This is a genomic window from Agrobacterium leguminum (assembly GCF_005144435.2).
Classification (GTDB): Bacteria; Pseudomonadota; Alphaproteobacteria; order Rhizobiales; family Rhizobiaceae; genus Agrobacterium; species Agrobacterium leguminum.
Genome location: NZ_CP120212.1, coordinates 329,405 through 344,789, shown reverse-complemented (window position 1 = coordinate 344,789; position 15,385 = coordinate 329,405). Strand labels below are relative to the sequence as shown.

The following is a 15,385-nucleotide window of genomic DNA, read 5'->3' as shown; positions in this document are numbered from 1 at the left end:
TTCCGGCTCAAGGCCGGAATGATGAAGGCGAGGTGGTTTTAGAGATAATCCGCCGAGACATGCGGACTGGCATGGATGAAACTCCACATGTCCTTGCTGACCTCGACGATGTCGGCGATCGATTTTTCGAGCTGTCCGATTTCCTTCTCGTCCATGCGCTCCACCTTGCCATAGCGCACCTGGCTGTCATCCTCCACCAGCCGCATGAGTTGCGTGCTGGCGATTTCGCCTTTTTCGTCGAAGGAATAGATGCAGTGATTATATTTGTTGCGCGTCTTCGCTTCCTTCTTCAGCCGCGCCATGATGGAGAGGATGGTCTTGCGGTCCTTCGCATCGGTGGAGGGAAGCTTCGCCAGGCGCTCGATCAGATCCATGCGCGCCCGCGTGGTGTTGAGCGTCAGGAACACGACGATGGCCGCTTCCTTTTCCACTTTCAGGAGATGGACGATCAGATAGATCATCAGGCTTTCCGTGTTGGTCCACACGTAATTCAGCCTGCCGACCAGCAGCAATACATCCGACATCGCCGCCATGCTGCTTCTCCCGCCCCGACGAAACATATTTGGATATTATATGCCGACCGCTGCGGAAAAGACAGTGTAGGTTACTGATATTTCTTCATCTTTCCTTGAAAGCACGGGACATGCTGTCGGAGATCGGCTTGGTCAGATATTCGAAGAAAGTGCGCTCCGAAGTCTGGATCAGCACGTCGGCCGGCATGCCGGGCACGGGGTGGAAATTGTGAACCTTGGCGATTTCCTCGTCGGGTATCTGCACCCGCACAATATAGACGTCCTTGACCTGAAGGCCTGCATTTTCCTCGATGCTGTCGGCTGAAACGTAAAAGACCTTGCCGTTCAGAACCGGTGTGGTGCGGCGGTTGAGCGCCGACAGGCGGATCGCGGCGGTCTGGCCCTCATGCAGCTGGTCGATGGAGGTCCTAAGCACCTGCGCCTCCAGAATAAGGGGCACATGAGCGGGCAGGATTTCCATGATCGGCTTGCCGGTGGTGATGACGCCGCCCGGTGTATGATAATAGGCACGCACGACAGTACCGTTGACGGGGGAGCGGATGACGGTGCGCTCCAGCACTTCGGCGGCGCCACGCACCTGTTCACGCACGCTGTCCAGATCGGATTCGGCGGTTTCCAGCGCATCGAGCGCCGCCTGCTTGTTGGCGTTGACGGCAATGACCGCTTCCTGCCGGAACTTGGCGATTTCCGCCTCGCTCTGGTTCATTTCGCCACTCAGGCGGGCGATGTCGCCCATGGCGTCGGCGATGGCGCGCTCCAGCGCCAGCATGTCGGTCTTGCGGATGACGCCGTCCTTGGCGAGCCGCTCCTTGGAATCGCGCTCCTGTGTCAAAAGCGCCAATTGCCGGTCGAAGGACTGTTTTTGGCCGTCATAGCCCGCATAGCGGAACTCCAGCGACCGGATATTCTTGTCGATCAGATTCATCTGTTCCTCAAGCTTGATGAGCTTGCTGTGGAACACGATGTTCTGGCTCTGGATGATGGAATTGATATCCGGATCGCCGGCTTCCTTCATGACGATATCCGGCACCTTGAAGCTTTTTGCGCCCTGAGCCTCGGCGCGCAGGCGCACCACGATGGTTTCGAGGCGAAGCCGCCGCAGCTGCAACATGCGCTCGTTGGCAAGCGCCGTCGTCTTGTCCAGCGTCAGAAGAACGTCGCCTTCCTTGACCGTGTCGCCTTCGCTGACCATCATTTCCTTGATGATGCCGCCTTCCAGATGCTGGACCACCTTGTTGTTGCCGGTGGCGACGAAACTGCCCTGGGCGATGATGGCGGAGGAGAGCGGCGCAGTGCCGGCCCAGAATCCGAAACCGCCGAAGGAGGCGAGCAGCACGGCAAGACCGATCGAGCTGTGCAGGCGGATCGAGCGCGGCACCTCGCTGTACCATTCGAGCTGGCCCTGGGGTTTGACTTCGGCAATGGCGTTTTTCTTTTTGAACATGATGGTTCTCAACCCTCGATCTGCGGGGACTGGTTGGCTTGGCGGCCATTGCCGGAAAGCGCCTTCAGCACGTCCATCCTTTCGCCGAACATGGCGACCGATCCGTCCTTCAGCACCATGATCTTGTCGACGCATTGAAGCAGCGCCGGCCGCTGCGTGATGGTGACGGTAGTGATGCCCTGTCTTTTGGCATGCAGCAGCGCCTTGGCCAGCGCCTGTTCGCCCTGCGTATCCAAATTGGAGTTCGGCTCATCCAGCACCACGAATTTCGGATCGCCGAAAAAGGCGCGGGCAAGCGCGATGCGCTGTTTCTGGCCGCCGGAAAGCGGTGCGCCATCGGCGGCGACCACGGTTTCATAGCCCTGCGGGAAACCGGCGATCAGCTCGTGCACATCGGCCAGCACCGCGGCCTCGTAGATCTGCCGGTCCTCGATATCGTCGCGCATGCGGCAGATATTGGCCTTGATGGTGCCGGGGAAAAGCTGCACGTCCTGCGGCAGATAACCGATGCTTTCACCGAATTGCCGCTGGTCCCAGTTGCGCAGATCCATGAGATCGAGGCGCACATTGCCTGACGTCGGCAGAATGGAGCCTACCAGCATCTTGCCAAGCGTCGTCTTGCCGGAGCCGGAATTGCCGATGATGGCGAGCGATTCCCCCTTTTTCAGCGAAAAGGAAATGCCGTTCAAAATCACCTTCTTCTGCGGCGGCGGCACGAAGAGGATACGCTCCACGTCGAGACGCCCTTCCGGATTGGGCAGGCGCAGACGCGGGAAATTGAGTGGCGAATTGATGAGAAGCTGCTTGATGCGGCCATAGGAGGCGGCAGATTTGTTGAACTGGTGCCAGCCTTCTATCGCGCCTTCAATGGGCGCCAGTGCGCGGCCGGAAATGATGGAGGCTGCAATCACCATGCCGCCGGTCAGTTCGCCGGATAGCGACAGATGCGCGCCCCAGCCGAGCAGCGCCACCTGGGTAATCATACGCGCCGCCTTGGAAACGCCGGAGAACATGATGTTGCGATCCTGCGCCGCCACATGCGATTTCAACGAACCGGCGGTTTCGCGGCCCCACATCTTCACCGCTTCGGGGATCATGGCGAGCGCATTGATGATCTGCGAATTGCGCGACATGGAATCGAGGTGGAAATTGGCGCGGCTCAAATAACCGGAAGCCTCGGAGAACTGTCTTGCGGTGAAGCGCTGGTTCAGCCAGGCGATGCCGAACAGCACGACGCAGCAGACCATGATGATGATGCCGAGATGTGGATGGACGAGATAGACCACCACGATGAAGAGCGGCATCAGCGGCGCATCGAGAAAGGCGATGAGCGTGCCGGAGGTGAGGAAGGAGCGCAATTGCTGTAGATCCTGCAAGGTCTGGTAGTCCTTGCCACTGCCATGCAGGGAGGCGCGGGCGGCGGCGGACAGGATCGGCGCGCCAAGCTGCACCTCGAGTTCGACGGCGGTGCGCATCAGGATGAAGCGGCGGATGGCGTCCATGAAGGCCTGCAGCAGAACCGCGCCAAGGACGGCGACCGTCAGCATCACCAGCGTATCCATCGAGCGGCTGGTCAGAACCCGGTCGGAAATCTGGAACAGATAAAGCGGGATGGCGAGCAGCAGGACGTTGATGGCGACCGTGAACAGCATCACCACCACCATGTTGCGCCGCACGGCGGCGATGCCCTTGGCAAGGCTTGCGGCGAAATTGATCGGCTCGCTGCGTTTGTGAAAACCGCTCTGGCTTCCACCGCCGCCGCCACCGCCGCCGCCACCGCCATTGTCCGTCGGCTCCTTGCCGCCGCCGCCCGTCACCGGCCGGCGTTCGTTTTCACGGATCGGTCCATCATTATTGTCGATGGTCTTGACGAAAGGCAGGTCGGCATTGTCGATCTTGGCCTGCGGTTCCGGCGGGGAGGCGGGTTGCCGGTCCCGTTGAGGTGCCGGCCTTTCCGGGGGAACATCCCGCAACTGTTCCGCCTGCTCCGTTTTTGCATGCGGTTGGGAGAGAACTTGTGGGGAGGCGGTCTGTGCAGGGGAGGAAACTTCTTTTGCCGTCTGTTCCGCGCCGGATAATTGGCGCAGGTTTTCGACGGCTTCATTGATTGCTGAAATACAGGCGTCCGTCAGTTTGCTGTCTTCCGCGTCCTGATCCAGCGGCAAGTCCAACGAGCGTCCGTCGGCAATGGTTTTTCTAGAAATATGATCCATTTTATATCGGTCCCCTCGGTGATCTAGCGGTGTTTGCGGTTCCGGCTGCGGCGGGGTGCGTTTGCAGCCCCGCCTGCCAGAGGTTACGCAACGACCGTCTGCATGACGTCGGCCGGATGGGCATTCGACCATGACAGGTCGTGACCGGCATTGATGACGCCATTGGATTCGTTTTCGATGGTGGCGGGATCGTCGTGAAGAAAGGCGATGACCTCGTTCGCCAGTTGGCCTTGCTGGGGTTGCGACGTGTCATTTTCGATGATGCCGCCCTGTATCAGTATGGCATCGGAATAAACGCCGCCGGCGACATAGGTGGTGGAGCCGAAGCTGTCGTAGTCGACGATCTGGGCCAGATTGACCACGGCGTTGCTGCCGGTATCGATATGGACTGTGGCGTCCTCGTTATTTTCGAGAACCTTGGCGGCGGCCTGCGTCACATCGTCGGAATCGCCCAGAACGCTCACCTGTTTGATGATGCTGACATCGTAGAGATTGCCGGTGATATAGAGGACGTTCAGACCCTCATAGCCGGCGAAATCGACGTCATGGGCAAGCGCATCCGGCATGTTCGGATCGCGCTCGTTGATGGCGTTCACCGTCTGGTTCATATAGTCCGGCATGGTTTCGAAACGATCGTTGCTGCCGACATTGTGAATGGCGGCGTCGTTCCACAGCAGGTTGTTGCCGGACTGGATGGTGGCGCCGTCCGGCGCATCGGGATTGGCGCGCGCCCAGTCATTGTCGTAGAGCACGGCGATCTGGCTGATGATGTTCATGTCCAGCACATTGCCGCCGACGATGATCAGATCGTATTGCATGCCGATGCCGAGGAAATTCGCAATGTTGAGCGCGGCGTTGCCGCCAGTCAGCAGGCTGACGGTTGAGCCCGAGGTCGTTATCGTCATCGTGTCGTTGTCGCTGACGAACTGGTATTGCTCGATCCAGTGCACGAAGGAAACGTCGCCTTCCAGCACGCTGACGCGCCAGGCGGTCGGAAATATCGGCGGTTCGCCGTTTTCTTGGCTGCTGTTTTCCGTGCTTTCGGCGCCCGGATAGACGCTGCGCTCGAAGCTGGCGATATTGAAGGCTGCCGTCGCCGCCTGATCTTCCGACCGTGTGAAAACGGAGTCGATCTCGTCCCGGTCGCTATAGATATAGGCCTGGGTGATCGCGTCGATCTGGTGATAATCGCCCATGACGGCGGTTACCGACGTCATGACGCCGGTATTGACCAGCGTGGCGATGTTGGCGACGACATTGGCGCCTGCGGCGACATCGAGGCTGTTGCCGGCAGGGCTGTCCTCATGCAGCGAAACATCGCTCTTTTCCGGCTCTTCCGCCGGCTTGGCGATACCGCGATCGGGCATGTAGTCGTCGAGCATCGGCTTTTCGCTGGCTATCGAGCCGTTGATGTAAAGCCCGTCGATGTCATTGCCGGCCAGAACGAAATCCTGATCCGCACCGGTGCCGAGCGACGTCACGTCGTTTTCGCGGGCGTGGTCGATATAGTCGTGCGCGGATTTGGCGAGCGCCTGCAGGGCGTCGTAGCTGTCAGTGCGCTGGAAACCGGCGAAAGGCGTGAAGACGGACGCTTCATTGTAGAACTCGACGGTGCGCTCTGTGGCGAAGCTGGTGTCGCGCCACACATAAGGTCCGTCCGTCATGTTCAGATAGTCGTCGTCCTGAAGAATATTGACCTGCGCCACATGCGCGATGACCGAACCGGGGCCGGTGTGAACCACCAGCTCATATTCCTCCTCAAAGGAAAGACGGCCGGGAAAACGGAAATTGACGCCGGAAATATCGACAGGGATGGCATCTGCGAGCCGCTGCATGTCGTGTTCGACCATACGCGCGAAATGCGGCTGCAGATAATCGAAATCATAATAGCCGGCGCGGTAGTTGACACCGGGATCGTAGTCCTTGAGCGCAACGTCATAGTTCTTGTCGAGCAGCTTTGCTGCTTCATCGTCCGGCAAACGGTTCGGAGCGGAATGCGCCGGGCCTTCGGTATAGTTGGCTCTCAGACGCGCTTCCTCGATCACCGTGTCGAACAGGCCGATGAAATGCGCAATCATGTCCGAAATCTTGTCGATATGCATTGGAGGTCCCTCCCTGATCATCGCGGCAGAGCCTTAAGGCTGCGGGGGGCACACGTCCTGGAGGCGGTGCTTCGTTTTACGCAACCCCGGTCCTTCAACCGCGAACTGCACCGGCGGGTGCCGGTGCAGCTCTTTTCGTCAAGAGGTGGTTATCAGGAGTGATCCTCACCGACATCAGACACATGCGAGTTACCGCCTGTGATCGTGGCATCAACTGCGTTGGAGAGCATGTTGGCGCCCTGTACCAGTTCCAGATGGAAGCCGGAATTTGCAAGGATTGCCGATGCATCCGCAGTGCTGGTGCCTGCTGCGTCGTCGCCGGCCTTGAGGTCCCATCCCTTGCCGTCGATGCCTTCGGCGCCGAAGGCGTCACCGGCATTGGCGCTCAGGTGGTTTTCCGCACCGCCATTCTGCATCTTGATATCGTAGGCCTCATCCTGGTCTGCCAGGTGGTTGGCCTGCACCATGCTGAAGCCGGTGTCGTTGCCATCGCCATTGAGCGAGCCGTTGAGGATATTGTCGACATCGAGAGTGAAGGAGAAGTCGTCACCCAGATTGAAGGTGAGGTCTCCCCCGGCGATGCCGAGATTGCCGACATCCTTGACGCCCGTGATGTTGCCGAAGTCGTCATCCGACTTGTAGAAACTGTCTGCGGAGTTGAAGCTGTCGGAGGTCGTCGTGGTCTTGGTGGAGGTGTCGTTGTCGGAATAGTTGGACGTCTTTGTGTCCGTATCCGTGATCGTTTTCACATCGGTGTCGTTGTCGCTGTACGACTTGCTTTCATAGCTCCAGTCGTAATCGACCTTGATATCGGTGTTGGTTTCGGTGCTGGTCTTGGTGGTCGTGTCGTTGTCGCTATAGGACTTGCTGTCATAGCTCCAGTCATAGTCGTTGTCGCGATTGTCACCGTTATTGGCTTCAACATCGATCTTGGCGTCAACATCCACATTGGTGCTGTTGTCGCTGTTGTCGTTGTTGCGGTTTTCACCGTTTGCGGTGCCGACGTTGCTGTCTTCCACCTTGGCGTCATTGGTCGACGTGTTGGCGAAACCATCGGAAAGCGCGCCGATCTTGGTGATATCGTCGTCGCTGCCGGATGCCTTGTGATCATAACCCATTTCGATTTCCTCCGAAAAAGTTCGGAGCAGCTTTCGAAATCCCTCTCATCTCAAACGGGATTTTTTCGCGCTTGCCCCGGGTAGCATGAAGATTGATGTTTTGCAGATGCACTCGGTACGCATCATCTGCGGTTCGGTAGTGGCCCGTGATTGGGCTCTTTTCGTTCAGCCCTTGTGCGCTACTCGGTAAAACGGCGCACAAATCCGTTCCTCGCTCCAGCAGGGGAGCGCGGTGGCTTCGTCTTTTCGCTTGCATGTTTTCTTGAAAAGGGACCGGCGTTTTTCAAACACACGTCAAGGCCGGAGGTGTCTTTCCATCGGCCGCCGTTCAGCGACGGTCAGACTGTGCCGCAGAAAAATTGCGCTTCCTAGATATCAATTCGGGTTAAACATATCGGCGCTTTACCCGAATATATATGTCGCAGGCGGTTGTCCGGCGGGTCGTTTGGCCGGTCTGGCCTCAAAAAAACGGCGCTTCGTCCGGGCAGGACGGCTTTTTCGTGAAACATGGTTTATTTCGGTGGAAAAAGGCTTTTATCCCGAAAAGGAACAGGCTGCCGCGTGCTTCGCCGGCGAGCTATGTAAAGGGATATCAACTAAAAGTTATATTTTCCCGGAAGGCAAAACCACAGCGAAAGCTTTTCCGATGTGTTTGTTTTTGCAGCGGTTACAGAATGAATGATTCTATCTCGGCGTAACCTATTTTGTATGTCAATTGTAAAAAATAACCCGTTTGGGCCATTTATTTACACAGCTTTTCGTATTAGCGTGTGTTAATTAACGGGTAATTAATGATAGTTGACATGGCCTAAAGCGGAGAATCGCCCCCAAGTATTCAGGGGAAAGATAGCCGGCGGACAACAGACTGCACAACCAAAAGAAAGTAATGCGTAAGCGCTTGAGGGAGGCGTCAATGTTCATGGGAACGTCAGATTATGCGGCAAAACAAAAAAACGCCGTTGCTCCTATAAATGGAACTTTATTGGTCATAGCGGATCCGGACCTGTTTTCCGAGTGCCTCATGGAGGCGCTGGGCAAAAAGTTCCCCACATTCGCGGTGGTGAGCGTAAGGTCGTCGGCGGGCATCGAGGACGACTACGGTAACAATGTACGGCTGGTTTTGCCTTACCGGATGTCGGGGGATCGTCTTCATGCCGTTCTTTCGGAGGTTCGGGAAAAACATCCCGATGCGCCGATCGCGCTCGTCGTCGAAACCATCGATAAATTCGAGGAGCCGCTGAAAAGGCTGGTGGGAATGCGCGTCATCGATGGCGTGCTGCCGCTCAACCTCAGGCTCGATGTGTTCATGGCGGCTGTGGATCTGCTCATGAAAGGCGGGGAACATTTTCCGGCTGCTCTTCTCGGCAAGCTCACGCCCTATTCGCCTTCGGTCAACAGCAAGAGCGTTCAAAGCAATGCCGTGATCGCCAACCGCGCCGATGCCCTTGCCGCAAGCAGGAGCGACGTGGCGGCGCTGACGACACGCGAGGTGCAAATCCTCGACCTGCTTTGCAAGGGAACGCAAAACAAGATCATCGCTGATCGGCTGCATCTGTCCGAGAACACCGTCAAGGTTCACGTTCGCAATATCTATAAGAAAATGAACGTGCGCAACCGCACGGAGGCGGCGTCGCGCTTCTTCAACAAAGATGAAGACACGACGTTCTCCGGCGGCTGGAAGAACTGAGCGTCAGGGCGGCTAGAGCCGTCCGGACGCCAGTTCCCTCCGGTATTTCTCCAGGAGGCTCAGGGCCTCAGGAAGCAGCGGGATTTCTGCCCGAATCCGCTCGGTGAGCAGATATAGGGAGAGGAGCCCGAGTAGGACTGCCGCGATGCCGCGGGTGTGCCCGAGGCATCGGCAACAAGCGTAACGGCCGCGTTGCCGGTTTTTTGATAACCGTAGGACGCCTTCGCCGGAACGACCCTGCTCTTGGTCGTGGCGGTATTGGCCGACGCGGTCTTGATGAGAACGGCGTCTTCGACCACGGAGCATGAAGCCGTCGCGAAGGTGAAAGTTACAAGTGCTGCGGCAACAAGCGCGAAGCGACAATGGCGGGCTGCTTTGCCGCTATGGGAATAAGGCATTTCATTCGTCATGTGTGTCCCCTGAAATCGACTGTCTGTCGCATCTCGCCGGGCGGTTTTGTTCCCGGTGGACCGAGCCTTACAAAACCAGGATAGCCCCGACTGGTTGAGCGAAGCTTGCGCTAATGCTCAATAAGAAAGGCATAATAGAGGCATAATTAAAAAGTATTAAATAAAGGGGCTATTTTGAGTAATTTTGGGTAATCAATTGTAATATTTTGATAAAATGAAGTTGACCTGTTTTCTGCTGCGCCTATCATGAAAGTTGAAATTTATCTGATCGAAATATTAAACCTCCAGAAGAAGTAAAAACCGGAGGATGATATTCAAGATATCGTACAATCGGGAGTTTGATCCAGTTTAGGTGAATCAGCTGCGCTGATTCCTCATGGGGAGGATTGTGTAATGCGTAATTTCGTTCCCAACGACCACGACAACGGCGTCACCATCTACTCCGAATGGAGACCTGGCCAACGCGTTCTCGTCAATGGCGGCGCCGGTTTTCTCGGTTCCCATCTTTGCGAGCGCCTGTTGAGCTGCGGTCACGAGGTGATCTGTCTCGACGATCTTTCGACCGGACGCACCGCGAATGTGGCGCATTTGCGGGACAATAAGCGGTTTTTGCTGGTTGAGCACGATGTGCGCAAACCCTATGACATCGATGTCTCGCTGATCTTCAACTTCGCCTCGCCGGCTTCGCCGCCAGACTATCAGCGCGACCCGGTCGGCACGCTGCTCACCAATGTCCTGGGTGCGGTCAATGTACTGGAAGTGGCACGCAGATGCGGTGCAACCGTCGTGCAGTCATCGACATCGGAAGTCTATGGCGATCCGCACGTCAATCCGCAGCCGGAAACCTATTTCGGCAATGTAAATACAATCGGGCCGCGAGCTTGTTACGATGAAGGGAAACGCAGCGCCGAAACGCTGTTTTTCGATTATCACCGTAGCTTCGGTGTCGATATCAAGGTGGGACGCATCTTCAACACCTATGGGCCGCGCATGCGACCCGATGACGGACGTGTGGTTTCGAACTTCATCGTCCAGGCTCTGAAGGGCGCCGACATCACCATTTACGGCGATGGCAGCCAGACCCGTTCCTTCTGCTATGTCGACGACCTGATCGACGGTTTCCTGCGCTTTTCGGCCAAGCCGAAGGATTGCACCGGGCCGATCAATCTCGGTAACCCGAGCGAAATTCCGGTGCGGCAGCTCGCCGATATCGTGATCCGCATGACGGGTTCCCGTTCGCGCATCGTGCATCTGCCTGCCGCGATCGACGATCCGCAGCAGCGCCGCCCCGATATTTCGCGGGCAAGGGAACTGTTGAGATGGCAGCCGCGTGTGCCGCTCGAAATCGGCCTGGAAAAAACCATCGTCTATTTCGATGCATTGCTGGCCGGCAAGACTGTGGCGGAGGCCGTATGAGATGCCCCGCACAATCCTCGTCACGGGCGGGGCCGGATTCATAGGCAGCCACATCTGCAAGGCGCTGGCCCAATCCGGCTTCAAGCCCATCGCTTACGACAATCTCTCGACGGGTCACGCGGATTCGGTTCGCTGGGGTCCCTTCATCGAGGGCGACATTCTGGATCGTGGCCTTTTGAAAGCCACGCTCAGGGAGTTCTCGCCGGCCTTCGTCATCCATTGCGCCGCCAATGCCTATGTCGGTGAGTCCGTCGAGGATCCACGCAAATATTATCGCAACAATGTCGGCGGCAGTCTTGCGCTGCTGGATGCCTGTCTCGACCAGAATATCGGCGGGCTGGTGTTTTCTTCCAGCTGCGCCACCTATGGCGTGCCGCCGCAATTGCCCATCCGTGAGGAAACGGCGCAAATGCCGGTCAATCCTTACGGGCGCACGAAGCTGATCTTCGAAATGGCGCTCGATGATTATGCCGCTGCCTACGGTCTGCGTTTCGTGGCGCTGCGTTATTTCAATGCCGCCGGGGCCGACCCGGACGGTGAGCTTTACGAGCGCCATGAGCCTGAAACCCATCTGATCCCGCGGGCATTGATGGCGGCTGCCGCAAGGCTGCCACAACTGGATGTCTTCGGGGCGGATTACGACACCAGCGACGGCACTTGCATTCGCGATTACATCCATGTCAGCGATCTGGCCGATGCCCATGTGGCTGCCGTCAATTATCTTGCCGAGGGCGGAGAGACGCTGCGCGTCAATCTCGGTTCCGGTCACGGTACATCGGTCGGGGATATCATCCGGGCGATCCACCGCGTGACGGGGCAGGAAGTTCCGGTCCATTTCGGCGCAAGGCGCGCCGGCGATCCGCCAGCCCTGTTTGCGGATATCAAACGTGCGGAAGAGACGCTCGGCTTTATCCCGAAGCGTTCGGATATCGACACCATCATCCGGACGGCAGGTCCCGGTTTCGGACTGGAGGTGCGGTCATGAAAGCCCATTCCACCCCTTCCGTTCCATCGGCCCGGGCAGTCGCAGTCGCCAGCGATTTGCGGATGCTGCCGGTCTTTGCCGGCTGGAACCGCACGGCCTATCTTCTCGGCATTGGCGGCTGGCTGGTGACGCTCGCCTATTTCTGGATCTGGTGGCTCGATCGCGATCGTGTCATCGACTGGCCCTATTATACCGTCGTTACGATGACGCTCGCGTGGATCACGCTTCTGCCATCCTATTTCATCTTCATCTTTATGAACGCGAAGGTTGTCGACCGGCGCTCCCCTCTGCCACGGGGCAGGGTGGCGATGGTCGTCACCAAGGCGCCGTCGGAACCTTTCGCGGTGGTGCAGAAGACGCTGCTGGCCATGCTCGAACAGAAGGGCCTGGAATTCGACGTCTGGCTTGCCGATGAGGCACCGGATGCGGAAACGCTGAAATGGTGTGGCGCGCATGGCGTTTTCGTTTCCACCCGACAGGGTGTTGCGGAGTATCATCGCAAGACCTGGCCGCGGCGCACACGCTGCAAGGAAGGCAATCTCGCTTATTTCTACGATCACTACGGTTACGAGCGTTATGATTTCGTTGCCCAGTTCGATGCGGATCACGTGCCGGAACCGGATTATCTGCGCGAGATCGTCCGTCCCTTTGCCGATCCGAAGGTTGGATATGTTTCGGCCCCGAGCATCTGCGACGCCAATGCCGGTGAAAGCTGGGCCGCGCGCGGCAGGCTTTACGCCGAGGCGAGCCTGCATGGCGCGCTGCAACTGGGTTACAATAATGGCTGGGCGCCGCTCTGCATCGGCTCGCATTATGCCGTGCGCACGAAAGCCCTGCGAAAGGTCGGCGGCCTTGGGCCGGAGCTTGCCGAGGATCATTCCACCACGCTTCTGATGAACGCCGGCGGCTGGCGCGGCGTTCACGCCGTCAACGCCATCGCCCATGGCGACGGGCCGGTGACCTTTGCCGATCTCATCGTGCAGGAATTCCAGTGGTCGCGCAGCCTGATGACCATTCTGCTGCAATATTCAAGGCACTACGTGCCGAAGCTGCCGTCGAGGCTGAAGTTCCAGTTCCTGTTTTCGCAGCTCTGGTATCCGCTGTTTTCCGGCTTCATGGCGCTGATGTTCGTGCTTCCCGCCGTTGCGCTGATGCGCGGCGATGTGCTGGTGAACGCATCCTATCCGGCGTTTCTGGCGCATTTCCTGCCGGTTTCGCTGATCATGATCGTGTTTGCCTTCTTCTGGCGGGCAACGGGCGCGTTCCGCCCGCATGATGCGAAGCTCTTCAGCTGGGAGGCCATGGTATTTCTGTTCCTGCGCTGGCCCTGGTCGCTGATGGGCGTGCTGGCGGCGATACGCGACACGATCCGTGGCGATTTCGTCGATTTCCGCATCACTCCCAAGGGCACGCAGGCAAAACCGCCGCTGCCGCTGAGGGTCGTCGCGCCTTACATTCTTCTGGCGGCACTCAGCCTCGTGGCCATGGTTCTGGCGCCGCGTGAAAACGGGGCGGAGGGCTTCTTCGTCTTCGCCGCCATCAATGTGGCGATCTATGCCGGCCTTTCGGTATTTCTGCTCATCCGCCATGCGATGGAAAACGGCTTGCCAAGGCTGCCGGCATTGCGCGGGGGAGCGACTGCCGCCGCCTGTTCATTGCTGCTGGTGGCGGGCAGTGCCGTACAGCTCAGCTCCCATGCGATCGGCGGGCTGGAGGCCCTGTCGCACGGGCAGCCCTATGTCAGTTTTACCGAAACGCGGTTCACTGTCGCCGGTGCGGGCGTGGAAGGTGCGAGATCGGTGCGTCTGAAACTGCGCATTACCGTACCGGGACTGCGCGGACCGCAGGAAATGCAGGCGGAACCCATCGTGGCGCCGCCGCCGGCGGTGGCGACCGGAGAGATCATGCTGGCCGACAATAGGGTCGGACAATGAAGGAGGAGGCTGTGATGAAAACAACAATAAGCAAATGCGGATTCTCCGCTTTCGTACTCTGTCTTGCGGTGGTCGTGCCAAGCGCGGTCCACGCTGCAGGCGGCACGAAGACGCCGAAACCGCTCAGAACCAGCGAAGTCGTGGACATGTACTTCGACAAGACCTGGAAATGGGAAACGGGCGGTGGACGCTTCATCGCCCTAGACCGCAAATTCATCGCCGCAACGGAAGAAAAGGGCAAGAAGTCCATCGGTGAAGGCCGCTGGACCGTCGATGCCAACGGCACCCTGTGCATGCGCGCCACCTGGAAAAGCGCTGCAGGAAACGGCAAGGCCGATACCTGCTTCGACCATGGCCGCATTGGCAAAGTGCTCTACCAGCGCAAGCAGGGCGGGCCATGGTACGTGTTCCGGCACAACCCGCCACGCCCTGGCGATGAATTCCTCAAGCTCGTCCGCAAGGACGATGTCACGCCGCAGATCGCCGCTTACGACAAGGCGATGACGGCAACAAGGTAGGGAGTAAGGTGTCATGCAGATAACAAGAAGAAAACTTCTGTTCGCAGGTGGTGCCGCCGCAGCCTTTACCGCCGGCATGTATCCGGTGCTCAAGCTCGACGCACAGGGTGTCGCCCCCATGACGTCGACGGGCATGAAGACACTTGCCGACAAAAGACCGACATTGCATGCGGACGGCATCCGTTTCGGTGCCTACGATCCGCACGGCGATTTCACGGCCCAGACCGGGGTGGCGTCGGAACATCTGTTCCTGCCCTGGGAAGACGTGGATCTCGACAGTCTCGCACTTGCGGATGCCTACGCTCTGGAGCGCAAGCGCAACGTGCTGATCACGGTCGAACCCTGGTCCTGGGACGTTAACTGGCGGCTCACCTCCGACGAGTTGCGCCGCAAGGTGATGAGAGGCGACTACGACCAGAACATGCAGGCGATCGCCGCACGCATGTCGGCGATGAAAAGTCCGCTGATCCTGCGCTGGGGACAGGAAATGGAAGACACGTCCGGCCGCTTCTCGTGGTCGGGCTGGAACCCGCGTGATTACATCACGGCGTATAAACGCATGGTGGACATGACCCGCAAGGCGGTTCCCAGCGTCAAGGTGATGTGGTCACCGAAAGGTCTGGACGGTCTGCAGGCCTACTACCCAGGCGACAGCTACGCCGATCTGGTCGGCCTCTCGGTCTTCGGTCTTGAGGAATACGACAAGATCGAATATGGCGGACCGAAGACCTTCACCGATCTGCTGCGCAAGGGCTATGGACTTGTCGAAACCTTCAACAAGCCGGTCTGGGTTGCCGAACTGGGTTATGAAGGCGGCGATTCCTATGTTCGTCCGTGGATGAATGACGTGACGCTGAAACAGGCGGATTTTCCGAAGCTGGAAGAGGTCGTCTATTTCAACGACAAGGATGTTCATGCCTGGCCGCACAATCTCGGCAGACCGGACTGGCGCGTCGTGCGCCCGGCCAAGGCCTGATCGACGCCGAAAACCGGCGAGCGGCGAGGCCGCTCGCCGGCGGTCCAAT

Annotated in this window: 13 protein-coding genes; 7 read left to right on the top strand and 6 right to left on the bottom strand. The window is 58.3% G+C overall.

Features of this window, described 5'->3' with window-relative positions:
* Positions 1-38 precede the first annotated feature (38 nt).
* The 5 genes from CFBP4996_RS16095 to CFBP4996_RS16075 all read right to left on the bottom strand — a co-directional run bounded on the left by CFBP4996_RS16095 (position 39) and on the right by CFBP4996_RS16075 (position 7,410).
* Complete coding sequence (locus CFBP4996_RS16095) at positions 39-533, bottom strand: hypothetical protein (protein ID WP_035262271.1); 495 nt, start codon at positions 531-533, stop codon at positions 39-41.
* 85 nt (positions 534-618) lie between these two features.
* Complete coding sequence (locus tag CFBP4996_RS16090; protein ID WP_035262274.1) at positions 619-1,977, bottom strand: HlyD family type I secretion periplasmic adaptor subunit; 1,359 nt, start codon at positions 1,975-1,977, stop codon at positions 619-621.
* 8 nt (positions 1,978-1,985) lie between these two features.
* Positions 1,986-4,190, bottom strand: coding sequence for a type I secretion system permease/ATPase (locus tag CFBP4996_RS16085; protein ID WP_080854558.1), 2,205 nt, complete (start codon positions 4,188-4,190; stop codon positions 1,986-1,988).
* Positions 4,191-4,273: 83 nt separating this feature from the next.
* Entirely contained in the window at positions 4,274-6,292 is a 2,019-nt protein-coding gene (locus CFBP4996_RS16080) for a hypothetical protein (protein WP_080854559.1), read from the bottom strand.
* 152 nt (positions 6,293-6,444) lie between these two features.
* The gene (locus tag CFBP4996_RS16075; RefSeq protein WP_080854560.1) at positions 6,445-7,410 is read right to left on the bottom strand and encodes a fibrinogen-binding protein; all 966 of its coding nucleotides are present in this window, start codon (positions 7,408-7,410) and stop codon (positions 6,445-6,447) included.
* Positions 7,411-7,642: 232 nt separating this feature from the next.
* Here CFBP4996_RS16075 and CFBP4996_RS16070 point away from each other — a divergent pair, with 232 nt between their 5' ends.
* Positions 7,643-8,092 carry a hypothetical protein gene (locus tag CFBP4996_RS16070; protein ID WP_137396265.1) on the top strand — a complete coding sequence of 150 codons (450 nt, stop codon included), beginning with the start codon at positions 7,643-7,645 and terminating at the stop codon, positions 8,090-8,092.
* Between the two features lie 231 nt (positions 8,093-8,323).
* Positions 8,324-9,097, top strand: coding sequence for a helix-turn-helix domain-containing protein (locus CFBP4996_RS16065; RefSeq protein ID WP_035262289.1), 774 nt, complete (start codon positions 8,324-8,326; stop codon positions 9,095-9,097).
* 59 nt (positions 9,098-9,156) lie between these two features.
* On the opposite strand, the gene CFBP4996_RS16060 is transcribed toward CFBP4996_RS16065, so the two are convergent.
* Entirely contained in the window at positions 9,157-9,507 is a 351-nt protein-coding gene (locus tag CFBP4996_RS16060) for a hypothetical protein (protein WP_059758592.1), read from the bottom strand.
* Positions 9,508-9,900: 393 nt separating this feature from the next.
* On the opposite strand from CFBP4996_RS16060, the gene CFBP4996_RS16055 reads away from it, so the two are divergent.
* The 5 genes from CFBP4996_RS16055 to CFBP4996_RS16035 are packed head-to-tail and all read left to right on the top strand — an operon-like array spanning position 9,901 to position 15,336.
* Positions 9,901-10,923 (top strand): UDP-glucuronic acid decarboxylase family protein, encoded by a 1,023-nt coding sequence (locus CFBP4996_RS16055; RefSeq protein ID WP_080854561.1) that lies wholly within the window; start codon positions 9,901-9,903, stop codon positions 10,921-10,923.
* 1 nt (position 10,924) lies between these two features.
* Positions 10,925-11,908, top strand: coding sequence for a UDP-glucose 4-epimerase GalE (gene galE, locus CFBP4996_RS16050; RefSeq protein WP_080854562.1), 984 nt, complete (start codon positions 10,925-10,927; stop codon positions 11,906-11,908).
* Positions 11,905-13,842: a glycosyltransferase family 2 protein gene (locus CFBP4996_RS16045; RefSeq protein ID WP_080854563.1), complete on the top strand. Its 1,938-nt coding sequence runs from the start codon at positions 11,905-11,907 to the stop codon at positions 13,840-13,842. Before galE ends, CFBP4996_RS16045 begins: the two co-directional genes overlap by 4 nt.
* A gap of 14 nt (positions 13,843-13,856) precedes the next feature.
* Complete coding sequence (locus tag CFBP4996_RS16040; RefSeq protein WP_080854901.1) at positions 13,857-14,360, top strand: DUF995 domain-containing protein; 504 nt, start codon at positions 13,857-13,859, stop codon at positions 14,358-14,360.
* Between the two features lie 13 nt (positions 14,361-14,373).
* Positions 14,374-15,336: a glycoside hydrolase family 26 protein gene (locus CFBP4996_RS16035; protein WP_003523822.1), complete on the top strand. Its 963-nt coding sequence runs from the start codon at positions 14,374-14,376 to the stop codon at positions 15,334-15,336.
* Positions 15,337-15,385 lie beyond the last annotated feature (49 nt).